Here is a 17,046-nt window from a genome sequence, read left to right as displayed (position 1 = left end):
ATGACCCAACCCCTGCACATTCGGCGAGCGTTACCGCCGACCATCACCCGCCCGCTCACGGGAGATCCCGGCGCGGGCGCCATGCGGTTCTACCTGACCACCCACAAACGGCACTGGCTGCGCCTAACCGACGTGCCGCTGTTCCTGAAGTCCGAGCACTTCGAGCGCGCCGTCAAGTGGGACGAAGCCCAAGGTCCCTACGCCGTCGACTCCGGCGGCTTCATGGAACTGAAGGACAAAGGCACTTGGACCCGCCCGCCCTGGAAGTACGTCGATGACCTGCGCCGCATCTGGGAGCACGTCGGCCCCTACGACTGGGCCGCCCCGCAGGACTGGATGTGCGAGGACGCCATCATCAACGGCGGCTGGTTCGGCGGACAGTACTTCGTCGGCACCCACCTCAGCGTGGAAGAACACCAACGCCGTACCGTCGCCAACTTCGTCGAACTGCGCTCCCTCGCCCCCGATCTGCGTATCGCTCCTGTCGTGCAGGGCGACACTGTGCCGGCCTACGAACGCTGCCTTGAGCTGTACGACAAGGCCGGAGTCGATCTGCGGGCCGAACCCGTCGTCGGGCTCGGGTCTGTGTGCCGGTTGCAGTCCACCCGGCAGGGGGCCGCGATCGTCACCGCGATGGCCGCACACGGTCTGCGACTGCACGGCTTCGGGTTCAAAATCCTCGGCCTGGAACGCGTCGGCCACCTGCTCGCCTCCGCCGACTCCGCCGCTTGGAGCTCCCACGCCCGCCGACGGCCGCCGCTGCCCGGCCACACGCACAAAAACTGCGCCAACTGCATCGACTACGCCCTCAACTGGCGCCAACGCGTACTGGCAGCCATCCCCACCCACCATCAGACGCTGCTCACCGACCGGAGCGCAGCATGAGCCACACACCCACCACCGATTACTCCAGGCTGGGACTGTTGGCGTGGGCCCTGGAAGCCACCCGACGGGGCTGGCACGTCATCCCGCTCCGCCCGAACGACAAGCGGCCCGCCGGGCACGCGGAAAAGTACTGCCCTGGCTCCGGGCGCTGCGCCGACGGGCACAAGACGCCCGAACAGCGCGCCACCACGGACAAAGAGCCGCTGATTGCGGCGTGGACGCAGCAGCCGTACAACGTCGGCATTGCCACTGGCCCGTCCGGGCTGCTGGTGGTGGACCTGGACACGCTCAAGCCTGAAGATCCGAAAGGAACGCCTGACGGCGCAACTTCCTTTGCAGCGCTCTGCGAGCGCGCCGGACAGGCCGTCCCCGAGACCTATCGGGTGCGGACTGCGCGCGGCGGTGAGCACCTGTACTTCACCCCACCGCCCGACATCCGGCTGCTCTCCAGTGCGGGCCGTCTGGCGAAGAAGATCGACACCCGGGGGTGGGGCGGGTACGTCGTCGCCCCCGGCAGCACCACCCCGGACGGCACGTACACGGTCCTGGACGACCGCAAGCCTGCCCCGCTACCGGACTGGCTGCACGAGGCTCTAACGCCTACTCCAGCGGCCCCACCGGGCCCTCTGGCGTTCCCTGTGGTGGATGGCAGCCGGGCGGCACTGGCCGCGTTGGAAGCGGAGTGCGCGGCGGTGACTGCGGCACCGGACGGCACTCGGAACACCGTGCTGAACCGCAGCGCCTTCAAGGTGGGGCGGTTCGTCGCGTGGGGCGACCTCCCGCGTCACGTGGTGGAGGAGGCCTTCCAGGTGGCGGGGGAGGCGGCCGGTCTCACCGCTGCCGAGTGCCGCACCACGATCCGCAGCGCCCTGGACGGCTCCATCCGCACCGCCCGCCCGCGGGAGGCGGCATGACCACCCCCAACTCCCCCCACCTGGAAGGCCAACCCCCACCCGCCAACCACCCGCACCCCGCCAAACCGGCCGCGCTCCGGCAGCCGGCCGTGGGCGAGCCGAAAGGCGCCGCCCGCAAGGGCGTCCCTTCAGCTCTTCGCTCGAACCGGTTCCCGACCCACGGAACGGGCCCCACCGACGACCCCACACCGGACCGGCCCGGCATTCGCATCTACGCCCCGCCGGTCTACCGCGACCACTACGACGGCGCCCGCTGGTCCAAACGCCACGCCGCCATCCCCACCGCCGCATACGCCTGCACCTGCGGACACACCGAGACGGCCCGCGGACAAGAGGCGGTGGCTGACCTGGTTGCGGACTACGCCGCTCACAAGCACTTCTGCACCGAGACGTCTGTCCCGCACGCCGAAAGGAGGCGCGCAGCATGACCGAGACTGCCCGATCCGAACCGCTCATCGACGGTGCTGCACTGCTCGATGAGGTGGAAGCGTTCCACCGGCGCTTCAACGTCTTTCCCACCGAGCACGCCTACGTCGCCGTTGCTCTGTGGGATGCGCACGCTCATCTGATGGACGCGCTCGACGGCACTGCTCGCATTGCGTTCCTGAGTCCCGAACCGGGCTCGGGGAAGTCCCGTGCGCTGGAGATCATCGAGACGCTCACCCCGCGGGCCGCGACGACCGTCAACGCCTCCGCGAACGCCCTCTTTCGATTCGTGTCCGCGGAAGAGAGCACTCCCACGCTTCTCTTCGATGAGATCGATACCGTGTTCGGGCCGAAGGCGGGCGGGAACGAAGAGGTCCGCGGGTTCCTGAACTCCGGGTACCGGCGCGGGGCCAAGTCCCTGCGCTGCGTCGGTGACGGTTCCGATCAGAAGGCAGGGTTCTTCCCCTCGTTCTGCGCGGTCGCCATGGCAGGTCTCGGTTCCCTGCCGGACACGATCCTGACCCGCTCGGTCATCATCCGCATGCGGAAGAAGGCGCCCAACGAGAAGTGCGAGCCCTACCGGCGCCGCATCCACGAGAAGCAGGGCCACGCGCTACGGGACCAGCTCGCCGATTGGGCCGCCACCGTCCAGGACGAGATCGCTCAGGCGTGGCCGGAGATGCCGGAGGGCGTCACCGACCGGCCTGCAGACGTGTGGGAGCCGCTCCTCGCGGTCGCCGACGCGGCCGGCGGGCACTGGCCGGAGCGAGCCCGCGCGGCGTGCATCGCGCTCATCAAGGCGGCAGCCGAGGGCGATCAAGCCTCCCTGGGCGTCAAGCTGCTGACCGACCTGCGCGACCGCGTGTTCTGCGGTGTCGACCGGATGCCCACCGCCGCCATCCTGGAAGTCCTCCTCCAACTCGACGATGCCCCCTGGGACGACCTGAGCGAGGACGGACAGAGCAGCAAACCCCTCACCGCACGGGCGCTGTCCAAGCTCCTGAGCCAGTACGTGCGCCCCGACAACTCGCCGATCAAGCCCCGCGGGATCCGGGTCGGCAGCACGACGCCGAAGGGCTACTACGCGGAAGACCTCAGCGACGCTTGGGCCCGCTACTGCCCCCCTCCCCCCGGAGAATCCGCAACATCCGCAACATCCGCAACACCCCAGGTCAACGGGGGTGAATCTGTGGCGGAAGGCCTTTTGGAGACCCGCCACATGTTCGCGGAAACCGACACACGCACCCTCCGCAGCGTCGGCTGACGTCGCCCGCTGGATAGGTGCCGCCGCGTCCGTGCGTGGCGGCGCCTATCCGCAACAGAACCGCTATCCGCCACAGATTCAAGCCGCTGACCAGCAATGTTGCGGCGTGGCGGATGTTGCGGATTCCCCAGAAGGCAGAGAGGAGCCACAGGAGTGTCGAAGGAGAGTGGACTTCCCCCGAGCTATTCGGCGGCGGAGGTAGCGACATCACTGGGGTGCTCGGAGTGGTGGGTGAAGGAACAAGTTCGCCGACGACGCATCCCCTTCCTGAGGAGCGGTGGCGGTTACCGCTTCACCAGCGATCACGTTCGGGAGATCTTCCACATTCTTGAGGAGCGGCCCCGGCAGGCAAACGCTGTTGAAGGTGAGGCCGTACCCCCGCGCCGCAAGGTGGCGCAGCCGGTGGGGCCGGTAGTGAGTCTCCGTGCACGCCGCCCGCGTCGTGCACGGAACGCCGCTTAACAGGAGAGTCGATCAGAGGGGTGGAGGCCAACAGGGTCTCCACCCCTTCCGTGTTGCGAGAGGGAACCATGGGCTACGGCGAGAAGCGCGCCGATTACTACCGAGGCCGGTACTGGATCGCACCCGGTGTGCTCCGCACCGTGGTGGACGCCAACGGCGCCACGATTCGGTTCGCCACCAAGCGCGAGGCTGCAAAGGCAGCGAACGATGCGGAGGCCAAGGTCAGAGAGGTCGGTTATCGCGATCCGAACGCTGGCAAGGAAACCTTCGGTGAGTACGCGAACCGCTGGTACGCGGCACAGGAGTTGGCCGCATCGACTATGCAGAACTACAAGCGGCACCTTGAAGAGCACCTTCTCCCCGAGTTCGAGGAGAAGGCCATCGCCGACATTCAGCCCACGGACGTCGGCGCCTGGGAGAAGAAGGAGCGGAAGCTCTACGCCGCGTCCAGCGTGAAGACCTGGCACGGCACGCTGCACCTCATCCTCGCCGACGCCGTGGATGAAGGGCTTCGCGGCTCCAATCCGGCCACCAAGAGGCGTGGCCGGGGCAAGCGCGCCGGCCGCTCCCGGAACCGCGGCCCCGAGAAGGTGGTGACCGACGCTCTCGGAATCCTGCTGACAGCCGAGCGGGCTTCGCTGCTGTCTGGCCGTGACGACGAATTCGTAGCCGTGGTCCTGAAGGGCTACACCGGCATGCGATGGGGCGAAATCGTCGGGCTTGAGCGCAAGTTCGTCCGCCCTGCCTCGGTGCGGGTGGAGTGGCAGCTCTACGAACTCGACTCGGGGGAGTTCGAGCGCTGCCCACCCAAGGACGACTCCTACCGGACCATCGACACGCCGCAGTGGCTGTCTGGCTTGGTCGCAAGCCACATCACTCGGACCGAGTCGACGCCCTGCTCGTGCCACGAGCGCGCCTACGTGTTTCGTGGCCACGGTCCCGCCAATGGCGCTGCCCGCCACGTCGGCGCAAAACTGGTCGACGTCGCCCGCCGCGCCGACGTCTCCGCGGCAACGGTTTCGAACGTGCTGAACCGGCCGGACACGGTCGCGGAGCGGACGCGAACCAGGGTGGAGACAGCCATCGCGGAACTCGGCTACGTCCGTGCGGGCCAGTCGACAGAGACGGCGGCGCACTGGCGGCGGACCGGATTTGCGACCTGGTTGTTCCAGCCGGCCACGACAGGCTGGTACCCGAAGAAGGCCCCTCAGGAAGCGCGCCCTGTGCCGGTGATGTCGGAGCCCTGGCCGGGAGTGCCAGCGCGCGGCCGGAACGCGTCTGGCCGTGCGGACGCGTGCTGGCTGCCGATCGCGCGGGGCCTCACTCCGCATGGGCTCAGGCACTCGCACAAGACGGTCATGGAGGAGTTGGGGATCCCGCCGAAGCTCATGGATGAGCGCCTCGGGCACGAGGACGGTTCCGTGCAGGCGCGCTACTCGCACATCACTGCGCGGATGAGGAATCGACTCATGGGCGAACTGACCGAGCAGTGGGAGGAGTCGTTGGATGCACGGTTGGCCATGCATCCCCGGTCCCCGGTGGGTGCGCTGGATGGCTTGCTGAGAGCGCGCCACAGGTGACGCTCGGGGAGTGGATTTCCTTGATCCACTCCCCGTTTACTCCCCAGAAGCCCCGAGGAGCGAGTCAGGGCCGGTCTTCCGTGAAGGAAGACCGGCCCTGACCTGCTATTTCGGCTGTCGGGGTGGCGGGATTTGAACCCACGACCTCTTCGTCCCGAACGAAGCGCGCTGCCAAGCTGCGCTACACCCCGATGTCGCTGCTTGTCGCGGCGACGACGTTTACTTTAGCCCAATGGCAGCCGTAGACGAAATCCGGTTTTCCGGCGGTGACGGCGGGTGGGGTCGGGGCGGATGTGGTCCAGGGCGACCAGGAGGACGGCCAGCGCGAAGAAGGCCAGACCCAGGAGCAGCGCGTTGGCGAGGACGCTGCGGTAGCCCAGTCGGCCCACGTCCAGGAAGGGGTAGAGGTACCGGCCGGGCGTGCCCGGAGGGATCAGTTCGCCGCGCACCAGGGATGCGGCCAGGTACGCCATGGGGTACAGCAGCCATGTCCGCGCCTGGCGCAGGGACAGAGGCGGCGGGCGCATCACCAGCAGCCAGTCCAGAAGCACCGCGATCGGCGTCACCGTGTGGATCACATGGCTCGCGACCGCGGCCCAGACCGTGTGTACGGCGGGTCGGCTCGTCAGGGAGAAGGAGCCGGGCTCGTGCAGCAGGAGCACGTGGTAGACCAGGCCGGCGATCAGCACATAGAACAGTGCGCCCCCGGTCACCAGGGCGGGCAGTGGGCGGCGGGCCGTGGTGCAGCGCCACGCCGACAGGGCGAAGACCACCACGACGATCACGTTGGCCTGGACCGCGAAATGGCTCAGCACCCGGACCGGACTGCCGATGAGCAGATCGAGGGCCACCGCCCCCGCGGCGACCAGTGCGACCAGCAAACGGTAGGCGGCCGCCATCGGACGATAGGTGGGAGCCACCACGGCCGCAGGAGGAACGAAGGACGGCCGCAGCCTCGGCCTGCTCTGCACCGCCGGCAGGTCGGGGATCTCCTTGGGTATCGGCGAGATCATGCCCTCACGCTAAGCGGATGGGGCAGATCGGGCGATATGGGTGATCCAATCGGGTTACAGTCCGGGATACGGCCGCGACCCTCGTCTGGGCCGCTACTCCTTGCCGACGAGTGTCAGCAGCGACGCCTCCGGCGGGCACGCGAACCGCACCGGGGTGTAGCGGTTGGTGCCGCAGCCCGCCGACACGTGCAGATACGACGCCCGGCCCTCGGCCGTGTGCCGGGACAGGCCCTTCACCCGGTCCGTGTCCAGGTCGCAGTTGGTGACCAGCGCACCGTAGAAGGGGATGCACAGCTGGCCGCCGTGGGTGTGCCCCGCCAGGATCAGCGGATAGCCGTCCGACGTGAACGCGTCCAGGGTGCGCAGGTACGGGGCGTGGACCACGCCGATCGAGAAGTCCGCCGACGAGGACGGGCCGCCCGCCACGCGGTCGTAGCGGTCGCGCCGGATGTGCGGATCGTCCAGGCCCGTCAGCTCCACCTCCAGACCGTCGATCTTCAGCGCCCCCCGGGTGTTCGTCAGGTTCTGCCAGCCGGCGGCGTCGAAGCCGTCGCGCAGGTCCTCCCAGGGGTTGTGGACGACCCCGACCGCGGGCGCGTTGCCGTTCAGGCCGTGGCGGCCCTGCGTCTTCTCCAGCAAGTACCGGGCGGGGTTGCGCAGTTTGGGGCCGTAGTAGTCGTTCGAGCCGAAGACGTACGCCCCCGGGAACTCCAGCAGCGGGCCGAGCGCGTCCAGCACCTCGGGCACCCCCTCCGGGTCGGAGAGGTTGTCCCCGGTGTTGATCACGAAGTCGGGGCGCAGACCTGCCAGCGAGCGCAGCCAGCGCTGCTTCTTGCGCTGCCCGCTCACCATGTGGATGTCCGAGACCTGGAGCACGCGCAGTGGGCGCGCCCCCCGAGGCAGCACCGGGATCGTCACCCGGCGCAGCCGGAAGGAACGGGCTTCGAACCCGGCCGAGTAGAGCAGTCCGGCGGCGGCCACCGCCGTGATTCCCAGGGGTACTCCGTATCGCGCGCGCATACGACCATCGTGTCAGAACAAGACGCGGCGTCGACTCACCTGTGGACAACGGGGGACCGCCGGGCGAGCGCTCCCGCGGACGACGAGGGCCCGTTGCCGGTGGGTGTTCGGGGACGGCCGTGCGACCCCCTGGAAATCAATGGGCGGCCGCGCCGTCACACCTGCGACAATCGGAGCCATGACCACGCTCAAGTCGAAGCTGCAGGAAGACCTCAACGCCGCGATCAAGGAGCGCAACGAGCTCCGCTCCTCGACGCTCCGGCTGACGCTCACCGCGATCACCAAGGAGGAGGTCGCGGGCAAGGAGAAGCGCCAGCTCTCCGACGAGGAGGTCATCAAGGTGATCACCCGCGAGGCGAAGAAGCGCCGCGAGGCCGCGGACGCCTTCGCGCAGGGCGGCCGCCCCGAGCAGGCCGAGCGGGAGAAGGCGGAGGGTGAGCTGCTCGCCACGTATCTGCCCCAGCAGATGTCCGACGACGAGCTGCGGCAGATCGTCGCCCAGGCCGTCGAGGAGGCGAAGGCGGCCGGCGCCGAGGGCCCGCGCGCCATGGGCCAGGTCATGAAGATCGTGAACCCGAAGGTGGCCGGCCAGGCGGAGGGCGGTCGCGTCGCCGCCGTGGTCAAGCAGCTGCTCGCGGGCGGCTGACCGAAGGGCCCCGCACCGGGGATACGACGACGGGGCGCTCCTCGCAGGAGGAGCGCCCCGTCGTCGTATCGAGCATCACGTCGGCGCCGGTGCGGCGCCGACGGCCGCGGACCCGCGGTGCGGACTAGCCCCGTTGTCCGCCGTTTCCGTTGCCGCCGTTTCCGCTCCCCTGGATCCATCCCTCGGGGATGGAGAAGGAAGGCGTCGGGAGCCCGCCCCCGGTCTGACCGCCGTTGGCGCCTCCGGTGGTCAGACCACCGTTGACCAGGCCGCCGATGCCGTTGTCGTTGCCGCGGCCGTGCCCGTCACCGTGGCCGTGGCCGTCGCCGTTCCCCCGGTCCTGTCGGTCGGGGATGTTGACGAGGTTGAAGTTCTCGACCGGCTTGTTCTGCAGCGCGCCCGTCATCATGTCGCGCCAGATCGGGCCCGGGACCTGGCCACCGTAGACCTTGTCGTTCCACACGCCGCCGATGCGGATGCTCTTCATCTGCCGCTTGTGGGCCGGGTCGCCGACCCAGACGGCGCCCGCCATGTTCGGCGTGTAGCCGACGAACCAGGCCGCGTAGCGGTTGTCCGTCGTACCGGTCTTGCCCGCGCTGGGACGGCTGCCGAGGCCCGCCTCCGTACCCGTACCGTCCTCGACCACGCCCTTCAGGAGGGTGCTGATCGTGTCGGCGGTGGTCTCGGACATCGCGCGCGAGCACGTCGTCTTCGGGACGGGCAGGGACTTCTTCTGGTTGGCGACGGTCTGCGTGATGGACTCGATCGCGACCGGTGTGCAGTATGTGCCGCGGTCGGCGAAGGCCGCGTAGGCGCTCGCCATCGTCAGCGGCGACATCTCCTGGGTGCCGAGCGCGATCGACGGCGCCTGGTTGATCGCCGCGCCGTCCGCTCGGTTGACGCCCATCTTCTTGGCCATGTCGATCACCGGGCAGATGCCGATGTCGCTGATCAGCTGCACGTAGTAGGTGTTGACCGACTTGGCGGTCGCCTCCTTCATGCTGTACGGCCCGTGCTCCGACTCGTCCTCGTTCGTCAGCGTGGTCGGCTTGTACGGGTCGTCCTTCCAGACCTTGTTGTCACAGATCGAGACCGGGCTCGGATACGCCATCTCGTACGGCGAGGGGTATTCCTGGGTGGCCGGCTTGCCGCCTTCGATGGCGGCCGCGGCCACGATCGGCTTGAACGTCGAGCCGGGCTGGTAGCCCGCGCCGCCGCCCATGGACTTGTCCACCGAGAGGTTGATCTGCGTCTCGTTCTTGCCGAAGCCGTACGGACGGGACTGGCCCATCGCGAGGATCCTGCCCGTGCCCGGCTCGACGATGGTCGCGGCCGTGGCCACTTCGTCGCTCTTGTAGACGTGGTCCTTTATGGACGACTGCACCGACTCCTGCGACTGCGGGTCGAGCGTCGTGCGGATCGTCAGACCACCGCGGTTCCAGATCTTCGCCCGGTCCGCCTGGGTGTTGCCGAACGCGGGGTTGTTCAGGAACACCTCGCGGACGTAGTCGCAGAAGAAGCCCGCGCCCTTGACGGCTGTGATGCAACCGTTCTTCGGCTGGCTCACATGCAGTCCGAGGGGGGTCGCCTTGGCCTTGTCGGCCTCGGTCTGGGTTATGTCGTGCACGTCGGCCATGCGCTGGAGCACCACGTCGCGCCGCTTCTTGGCCTCCGTCGCGTCGTTCACGGGGTCGTACCGCGTGGGTGACTGGACGAGGCCCGCGAGCAGCGCGGACTCCTGCAGGCTCAGGTCCTTGGCGTGCTTGGAGAAGTACCGCTGGGAGGCGGCCTCGACGCCGTACGCCTGCTGGCCGAAGAACGTGATGTTCAGGTAGTTCTCGAGGATCTTCTTCTTGCCGAGCTTCTCCTCGATCTGGATCGCGTACTTCAGCTCGCGGATCTTCCGGCCGACGGTCTGCTGGGTGGCCTGGGCGACCTTTGTCGGGTCGTCGCCGGCCTCCTCCACGAAGTAGTTCTTCACCAGCTGCTGGGTCAGCGTGGAGGCGCCCTGGGCCACTCCGCCGCTCTGCGCGTTCTGGTTCACCGCGCGCAGGACGCCCTTCAGGTCGATCGCGCCGTGCTGATAGAACCGCGAGTCCTCGATGGCGACGAGCGCCTTCTGCATGTACGGCGAGATGTCCTTGAGGTCCACCACCGTGCGGTCGCGCGAGTAGACCGTGGCGATCTGGCCGCCCTGGCTGTCCAGGATGGTGGTGCGCTGGCTGAGCTGAGGGCTCTGCAGATTGGCCGGAATATCGTCGAATCCCTTGACCGACCCCTTGGCCGCGAGCCCGAGCGCGCCGGCGGCGGGCAGCGCGATGCCGGCCATCACCGCCCCTGCGAGCACACACACTCCGAGGAACTTGGCGGCCTGCTGCACGGGGGACGTCCCCCCGCCCGAGCGCTTCTTTGGCATGAGGGCAGCCTACGTTCTCATTCGGCGGACACGCGTACAGGCATTGGCCTAAGCTGAACTCAACTGTCACAGCAGTAGGGCCACGTATCAAGTACGTCCGGCGACCCCGAATCGTTCCGGTGTTCTTCCGACTTTTTTGTTGGGTGCGTGCCCGAATCCGCCTTGTGTGTCACCCGGCGTCCGTTGTGACGCAACTGAATCGTCCGGTTCGCCGGGAAAGTCGCGTATACCCCCAGCTCACTCCCCCGGGTGATCTGCCGTTTACCCATAGTCCGTTCGGGCCATTCAAGATTGGGCCCGAAGGGGGTGTTGCGCTGTGCCCGCCTTCCGTAACGTCCTCAACTGGCGGCGGTGAATATGCCGCTGCCGCCGTGGGGGAGCCTCGATTCGGGAGAGGACGGCGCCGGTATGGGCTGGGTAACCGACTGGAGTGCGCAGGCGGCCTGCCGCACTACCGATCCGGATGAACTGTTCGTTCAAGGAGCAGCGCAGAACAGGGCCAAGGCGGTGTGCACCGGGTGCCCGGTACGCACGGAGTGCCTGGCCGATGCGCTGGACAACCGCGTCGAATTCGGCGTGTGGGGTGGCATGACGGAGCGGGAACGCCGCGCACTGCTGCGCAGGCGGCCGACCGTCACCTCGTGGCGTCGCCTGCTGGAGACCGCGCGTACGGAGTACGAGCGCGGAGCGGGCCTGCTGCCCCTCGACGAGGAAGAGGTGTACGAGAACTACGCGGCCGTGGGCTGAGGACCGGCCGGGTCCGGGATCGGCTCGAGCGGTCGGTGGACGCGGACGCCTTCGGGGACTCCCCCGAGGCGTCGGGTCGTCCCCGGCCTGCCCTCGGCGAGTCCGCGGAGAGCGGATACGGCGGCGGTCGACGCCCCAAGGCGTCCGCTGCGCGGGACGTCATGAGATCTGCCGCACACAACGGCTGCCGTCACGACCGGCATCGTCATGCGGCAGGGTCGGCGTGAGCGTGCTGTCACGGCTGACCCGGCCTGCGGCGCGCGCAGTCGCCGCTCGCGGCCGAGCCGGCCGGGATGATCGCCACGACTCCTCGCCCAGGACGTTGACATCCGTGCACAGTGTCCGTGGGGGCCTGTGCCCTCGCGGAGCGGGAGCGCGTGCTCGCCCGGGCCGCGTGTGTGCGACTCGGCGTCCACAGCCTGTGTGCCGACTCCGCGCCCCGAAGGCCTCGCGGTTTCGGAGCGGTCCGGGGGTGAGCGGTGCGGCAACCGCGCCCGCCCGCCGGGACGTTCATGTGTGGTGCGGCTCGCAGAGGGACTCGGTCAGATCAGGGCTCCTTACCCGTGTGCTTCGTGCTCCTCGGGACGCTCGTCCTGATTGGCCGCGAGCCGGTCTCCGACGTCCCGCAGTCCCACGAGGTCGTGGACGTCACCGGGCAGTGCGGCCACTTCCGCCACCGCCACCTCGGGGTGGCGCGCGGTGAAGCGGTCACGCGTGCGCTGTTCGCGGGAGAGCAGCTGCATGCGCTCCGCGTGAAGCCTCAACAGGCCTGCCGTGAGTTGTTCCACACTCCGGTCCTGGTCCGTGGCGGCGGGGGAGCCTGCGTCGGGTTCAGGTGCCTCGGAGGCGGGAGAAGATGAACTGTCGTACGTGTCGGGAGAGTTACGAAGTCCAGCTTTCCCGCCAGGCTGATCGACAATGCGGGGCTCTTCAAGATTTTCCGCAGCGGCAAGTGCCCGCTCGGCCGACAACTGGACGGCGCCGCTGCCGTGGACCCGGTTGAGCACCAGGCCGGCCAGCGGCATGTCCTCGGCGGCCAGACGCTCCACGAAGTACGCCGCCTCCCGCAGCGCGTCCCGCTCCGGCGCCGCCACCACCAGGAAGGCCGTGCCGGGCGCCTGCAGCAGCTTGTACGTGGCGTCCGCGCGGGTGCGGAACCCGCCGAACATGGTGTCCATCGCGGCCACGAAGGTCTGGACGTCCTTCAGGAGCTGTCCCCCGAGCAGCTTCCCCAGGGCGCCGGTCATCATCGACATCCCGACGTTCAGGAATTTCATGCCCGCGCGCCCGCCGACCTTCGCCGGGGCCATCAGGACCCGGATCAGCTTGCCGTCCAGGAAGGACCCGAGGCGCTTGGGGGCGTCGAGGAAGTCCAGCGCCGAACGGGACGGCGGGGTGTCGACGACGATGAGGTCCCACTCGTCCCGTGCGCGCAGCTGCCCCAGCTTCTCCATCGCCATGTACTCCTGCGTGCCCGCGAAGCCGGCGGAGAGCGACTGGTAGAAGGGGTTGCCCAGAATGGCGGCCGCCCGCTCGCGGTCCGCGTGCCCTTCGACGATCTCGTCGAAGGTGCGCTTCATGTCGAGCATCATGGCGTGCAGTTCGCCACCGGCCGTGTCCTCGATGCCCTTCACCCGCCGGGGGGTGTTGTCGAGGGCGTCGATGCCCATCGACTGGGCGAGCCGGCGGGCCGGGTCGATGGTGAGCACGACCACTTTGCGGCCGCGCTCCGCCGCGCGCAGTCCGAGGGCCGCCGCAGTGGTCGTCTTGCCCACGCCGCCAGAGCCGCAGCACACGATGATGCGCGTCTCGGGGTCGTCGAGAAGGGGGTCGACCTCCAGGACGGGACCCGGGTTCAACGCGCGTACGGAGCCCGTGTCGTGGAGGAGTGCCGCATCCGGTGCGGAGGCCGATTCGTCGCGTGTGGGGGAGGGGTCCGAGCTCATGAGATCCCTTGCTGACGCAGTTCCGAGGCCAGTTCGTACAGGCCCGCGAGGTCCATTCCCTCGGCGAGCAGCGGCAGTTCGTGCAGGGGCAGGCCCAGCTCCGTGAGCACGCCGCGCTGTTCGCGCTCGAGCGCGAAGCGCTCCGCGTACTCGTCGGCCTGCTGGAGCAGCGGGTCCACCAGCCGTTCGGCAAGGCCGCCGCGACGCGCTCCGCCGAGTCCGGCACCCGACAGGGACTTGGCGACGGCGGTCCGCGGTACCGCGTGCGCGAGGTCGAGGTCCGCCTGGTTCAGGATCGTGGGCCGCACCATGTTCACGATGATCCGGCCCACCGGCAGCTTGGCGGAGCGCAGTTCGCTGATGCCGTCCGCCGTCTCCTGGACGGGCATCTCCTCCAGCAGCGTCACCAGGTGCACGGCCGTCTCCCGCGACTTCAGCACCCGCATCACGGCCTGGGCCTGATTGTGTATCGGGCCGATCTTGGCGAGCCCTGCCACCTCGTCGTTCACGTTCAGGAAGCGGGTGACGCGTCCCGTGGGCGGGGCGTCCATCACCACGTAGTCGTAGACGAAACGGCCGCTCCGGTCCTTCCTGCGAACGGCCTCGCACGCCTTGCCGGTCAGGAGCACATCCCTGAGGCCGGGCGCGATGGTCGTGGCGAAGTCGATCGCGCCGAGCTTCTTCAGAGCGCGCCCCGCGCCGCCCATCTTGTAGAACATCTGGAGGTAGTCCAGCAGGGCGAGCTCGGGGTCGATCGCGAGCGCGTAGACCTCACCGCCGCCCGGGGCGACGGCGATCTTGCGTTCCTCGTACGGCAGCGCCTCCGTCTCGAAGAGCTGTGCGATGCCCTGTCTGCCTTCGACCTCCACGAGAAGAGTGCGCTTGCCCTCGGTCGCGAGGGCGAGCGCGAGTGCGGCGGAGACCGTTGTCTTACCGGTTCCGCCCTTGCCGCTGACGACCTGGAGCCTGCTCACGTCTTCGAGCCTAACCAGTCCGCGCGCGGCCTACGCGGGAGGCTGTGGACAACTGTGGCAACAGTCGGCCGTACGCGGCCCCCTCCGGGGTGCCGGGCGGCCACATGCACCGCACGCCGCAGCGGCTACAGTCGGCCCCATGACCAAGTGGGAATACGCAACCGTGCCGCTGCTCGTCCATGCCACGAAGCAGATTCTGGACACCTGGGGCGAGGACGGCTGGGAGCTCGTCCAGGTCGTGCCCGGCCCGAACAACCCGGAGCAGCTTGTGGCCTATCTGAAGCGGGAGAAGCAGGCATGAGCGCGGTCGAGTCCCGGCTGGCCGAACTGGGTCTGACGCTCCCGGAGGTCGTGCCGCCGCTCGCGGCCTACCAGCCGGCCGTGCAGTCCGGGGTGTACGTGTACACCGCCGGCCAGCTGCCCATGGTGGAGGGCAAGCTCCCGGTGACCGGCAAGGTGGGCGCCGAGGTCACCGCGGAGGAGGCCAAGGACCTGGCCCGTACCTGCGCGCTGAACGCCCTCGCCGCGGTCAAGTCCGTGGCCGGCGACCTCGACCGCATCGCCCGCGTGGTGAAGGTCGTCGGCTTCGTGGCGTCGGCGTCCGACTTCACGGGCCAGCCCGGGGTCGTCAACGGCGCCAGCGAACTGCTCGCCGAGGTCCTCGGCGACAAGGGTGTGCACGCCCGCAGCGCGGTCGGCGTGGCGGTGCTCCCGCTGGACGCGCCGGTCGAGGTGGAGATCCAGGTGGAGCTGACGCAGGCGTAGTCGGGGCTCTCCGGGACGGCTCCGCAGGCGCGGAACCCGGGTTCCGCCCGTGGCCGGCCCGGAGGAGCGCGCCCGTCCGGCGGCGGGGCGGCCGGGGCCCGATCATCGCCACTCGAACATCCGCCCAGTACGGGATAGCCTCCGGCCATGGCTAATGGGCAGTGGTTCCCACCGGAGTGGCCAGAGCGGATCCGCGCGCTCGCGGAGGGCACGCTCACCCCGGCCGACCCGAAGCGCGCGGCCACCGTCATGCTCCTCAGGGACACCGACGACGGCGCCCCCGCGGTCCACATGCTGCGCAGACGCGCCTCCATGGCCTTCGCCGGGGGCGCGTACGTCTACCCGGGCGGTGGCGTCGACCCGCGCGACCACGACCGCCTGATCGGCTGGACGGGCCCCACGCGCGCGTGGTGGGCGGATCGCCTCGGGGTCGACGAGACGTCCGCCCAGGCGATCGTCTGTGCCGCCGTACGGGAGACGTACGAGGAGGCGGGTGTGCTGCTCGCCGGTCCGACCCCCGGGACGGTCGTCGGCGACACCACCGGCGCCGACTGGGAGGCCGACCGCGCGTCCCTGGTCGCCCGCGATCTGTCCTTCGCCGAGTTCCTCGATCGCAGGGGACTGGTCCTGCGTTCCGACCTGCTCGGCGCGTGGACCCGCTGGATCACCCCGGAGTTCGAACCCCGCCGCTACGACACGTGGTTCTTCGTGGCGGCACTCCCGGAGGGCCAGCGCACCCGCAACGCCTCCACGGAGGCCGATCGCACGGTCTGGATCCGGCCCTCCGAGGCGGCGGCCTCGTACGACAAGGGCGAGCTGCTGATGATGCCGCCCACCGTCGCGACCCTGCGCCAGCTGGTCCCCTACGCGAGCGCCGCCGAGGCGCTGGAGGCCGCACCCGGCCGTGACCTGACCCCGGTCCTGGCCCGGGCCCGGCTGGAGAACGGCGAGGTCGTGCTGGCCTGGCCCGGTCACGACGAGTTCACCAAGCACATCCCGACGGGGGGAGCGCCCGCATGACCTACGCGAAGGAAGGTGGCGGCGCATGACGGACGCCACAGCTCTCCCCGGACAGCCGCGCGGCGGGGTCCTCTCGGGTCCCGCGACCGCGCGCGCGGTGAACGTCCTCGCCCCCAACGCCTCGCCGATGACACTCGACGGCACGAACACGTGGATCGTCTCCGAGCCCGACTCCGAACTCGCCGTGGTGATCGACCCCGGTCCGCTCGACGACGGCCATCTGCGGCATGTGATCGACACGGCGGAGAAGTCCGGCAAGCGGATCGCGCTCACGCTTCTCACGCACGGCCATCCCGACCACGCGGAGGGCGCCGTACGGTTCGCCGAGTTGACCGGTACGGGGGTGCGGGCCCTGGACCCGGCGCTCCGGCTCGGCGACGAGGGCCTCGGTCACGGGGACGTCGTCACGGTCGGCGGCCTGGAGCTGCGCGTCGTGCCGACGCCGGGCCACACCGCCGACTCCCTGTGCTTCCACCTCCCCGCCGACCGGGCCGTCCTGACGGGGGACACCGTCCTGGGCCGCGGCACGACGGTCGTGGCGCACCCAGACGGCCGTCTGGGGGACTATCTGGACTCCCTGCGCCGGCTCAGGTCGCTGACGGTGGACGACGGCGTCCACACCGTGCTGCCCGGTCACGGGCCCGTCCTGGAGGACGCGCAGGGTGCCGTCGAGTACTACCTCGCCCACCGCGCCCACCGGCTCGCGCAGGTCGAGACGGCCGTCGAGAACGGCCATCGCGCACCGGACGAGGTCGTGGCCCATGTGTACGCGGACGTGGACCGCTCCCTGTGGCCGGCGGCGGAGCTGTCCGTGCGGGCGCAGCTGGACTATCTGAGGGAACACGGGCTGATCTGAAGGTTTCGCCCGATCAGAGTTCCTGGGAGCACGGCACCCTGACGCCGTGCACGGGCGCGTGCTCCTGAGCGAGGGTCAAGGGCCCCCGACGGAGCGCCGGGACGGCCGGACC

Annotated in this window: 16 protein-coding genes and 1 tRNA gene; 11 read left to right on the top strand and 6 right to left on the bottom strand. The window is 69.4% G+C overall.

What is annotated here, in order from left to right:
* From ACSHXN_RS19505 to ACSHXN_RS19485, 5 genes are all read left to right on the top strand, one after another.
* Positions 1 to 885, top strand: a complete 885-nt coding sequence (locus ACSHXN_RS19505; RefSeq protein WP_438303421.1) for a DUF7221 family queuine tRNA-ribosyltransferase-like protein — start codon at positions 1 to 3, stop codon at positions 883 to 885.
* Complete coding sequence (locus ACSHXN_RS19500; RefSeq protein ID WP_438303420.1) at positions 882 to 1,799, top strand: bifunctional DNA primase/polymerase; 918 nt, start codon at positions 882 to 884, stop codon at positions 1,797 to 1,799. Before ACSHXN_RS19505 ends, ACSHXN_RS19500 begins: the two co-directional genes overlap by 4 nt.
* Positions 1,796 to 2,227, top strand: coding sequence for a hypothetical protein (locus ACSHXN_RS19495; protein WP_438303419.1), 432 nt, complete (start codon positions 1,796 to 1,798; stop codon positions 2,225 to 2,227). The genes ACSHXN_RS19500 and ACSHXN_RS19495 overlap by 4 nt, the downstream gene beginning before the upstream one ends.
* A complete protein-coding gene (locus tag ACSHXN_RS19490; RefSeq protein WP_438303418.1) occupies positions 2,224 to 3,489 on the top strand; it encodes a DUF3631 domain-containing protein in 1,266 nt (421 codons plus the stop codon). The genes ACSHXN_RS19495 and ACSHXN_RS19490 overlap by 4 nt, the downstream gene beginning before the upstream one ends.
* Before the next feature lie 530 nt (positions 3,490 to 4,019).
* Positions 4,020 to 5,531 (top strand): LacI family DNA-binding transcriptional regulator, encoded by a 1,512-nt coding sequence (locus ACSHXN_RS19485; protein ID WP_438303417.1) that lies wholly within the window; start codon positions 4,020 to 4,022, stop codon positions 5,529 to 5,531.
* A 117-nt stretch (positions 5,532 to 5,648) separates the two neighbouring features.
* Here the strand turns inward: ACSHXN_RS19485 and ACSHXN_RS19480 are convergent.
* The 3 genes from ACSHXN_RS19480 to ACSHXN_RS19470 all read right to left on the bottom strand — a co-directional run bounded on the left by ACSHXN_RS19480 (position 5,649) and on the right by ACSHXN_RS19470 (position 7,564).
* A tRNA-Pro gene (locus ACSHXN_RS19480) sits at positions 5,649 to 5,722 on the bottom strand.
* A 33-nt stretch (positions 5,723 to 5,755) separates the two neighbouring features.
* Positions 5,756 to 6,544: a Pr6Pr family membrane protein gene (locus tag ACSHXN_RS19475; protein WP_355131220.1), complete on the bottom strand. Its 789-nt coding sequence runs from the start codon at positions 6,542 to 6,544 to the stop codon at positions 5,756 to 5,758.
* 93 nt (positions 6,545 to 6,637) lie between these two features.
* Positions 6,638 to 7,564, bottom strand: coding sequence for a metallophosphoesterase (locus ACSHXN_RS19470; protein WP_355131219.1), 927 nt, complete (start codon positions 7,562 to 7,564; stop codon positions 6,638 to 6,640).
* A 178-nt stretch (positions 7,565 to 7,742) separates the two neighbouring features.
* Here ACSHXN_RS19470 and ACSHXN_RS19465 point away from each other — a divergent pair, with 178 nt between their 5' ends.
* On the top strand, positions 7,743 to 8,210 hold the full coding sequence (locus ACSHXN_RS19465; protein ID WP_355131217.1) for a GatB/YqeY domain-containing protein: 468 nt from the start codon (positions 7,743 to 7,745) through the stop codon (positions 8,208 to 8,210).
* 124 nt (positions 8,211 to 8,334) lie between these two features.
* Here ACSHXN_RS19465 and ACSHXN_RS19460 read toward each other — a convergent pair whose 3' ends face one another.
* Entirely contained in the window at positions 8,335 to 10,626 is a 2,292-nt protein-coding gene (locus ACSHXN_RS19460; RefSeq protein ID WP_383354156.1) for a transglycosylase domain-containing protein, read from the bottom strand.
* A gap of 408 nt (positions 10,627 to 11,034) precedes the next feature.
* On the opposite strand from ACSHXN_RS19460, the gene wblA reads away from it, so the two are divergent.
* The gene (gene wblA / locus ACSHXN_RS19455) at positions 11,035 to 11,373 is read left to right on the top strand and encodes a transcriptional regulator WblA (RefSeq protein ID WP_059133594.1); all 339 of its coding nucleotides are present in this window, start codon (positions 11,035 to 11,037) and stop codon (positions 11,371 to 11,373) included.
* Positions 11,374 to 11,930: 557 nt separating this feature from the next.
* Here wblA and ACSHXN_RS19450 read toward each other — a convergent pair.
* Both ACSHXN_RS19450 and ACSHXN_RS19445 read right to left on the bottom strand, forming a co-directional pair.
* Positions 11,931 to 13,319: an ArsA family ATPase gene (locus ACSHXN_RS19450; RefSeq protein WP_355131214.1), complete on the bottom strand. Its 1,389-nt coding sequence runs from the start codon at positions 13,317 to 13,319 to the stop codon at positions 11,931 to 11,933.
* Positions 13,316 to 14,293 (bottom strand): ArsA family ATPase, encoded by a 978-nt coding sequence (locus ACSHXN_RS19445; protein WP_438303415.1) that lies wholly within the window; start codon positions 14,291 to 14,293, stop codon positions 13,316 to 13,318. Before ACSHXN_RS19445 ends, ACSHXN_RS19450 begins: the two co-directional genes overlap by 4 nt.
* Before the next feature lie 139 nt (positions 14,294 to 14,432).
* Between ACSHXN_RS19445 and ACSHXN_RS19440 the strand changes: the two genes are divergently transcribed.
* The 4 genes from ACSHXN_RS19440 (at position 14,433) to ACSHXN_RS19425 (ending at position 16,934) form a co-directional block, all read left to right on the top strand.
* Positions 14,433 to 14,594: a DUF4177 domain-containing protein gene (locus ACSHXN_RS19440; RefSeq protein WP_003975360.1), complete on the top strand. Its 162-nt coding sequence runs from the start codon at positions 14,433 to 14,435 to the stop codon at positions 14,592 to 14,594.
* A complete protein-coding gene (locus ACSHXN_RS19435) occupies positions 14,591 to 15,058 on the top strand; it encodes a RidA family protein (RefSeq protein WP_355131210.1) in 468 nt (155 codons plus the stop codon). The genes ACSHXN_RS19440 and ACSHXN_RS19435 overlap by 4 nt, the downstream gene beginning before the upstream one ends.
* A gap of 147 nt (positions 15,059 to 15,205) precedes the next feature.
* Complete coding sequence (locus ACSHXN_RS19430) at positions 15,206 to 16,078, top strand: NUDIX hydrolase (protein ID WP_355795112.1); 873 nt, start codon at positions 15,206 to 15,208, stop codon at positions 16,076 to 16,078.
* 25 nt (positions 16,079 to 16,103) lie between these two features.
* On the top strand, positions 16,104 to 16,934 hold the full coding sequence (locus ACSHXN_RS19425; RefSeq protein ID WP_355131208.1) for an MBL fold metallo-hydrolase: 831 nt from the start codon (positions 16,104 to 16,106) through the stop codon (positions 16,932 to 16,934).
* Positions 16,935 to 17,046: the final 112 nt, after the last annotated feature.

Origin of the sequence: Streptomyces sp. HUAS TT11, from assembly GCF_051553595.1 — a bacterium.
In the GTDB taxonomy this organism is placed as follows: Bacteria; Actinomycetota; Actinomycetes; order Streptomycetales; family Streptomycetaceae; genus Streptomyces.
This window is presented reverse-complemented; position numbering and strand designations above follow the sequence as displayed.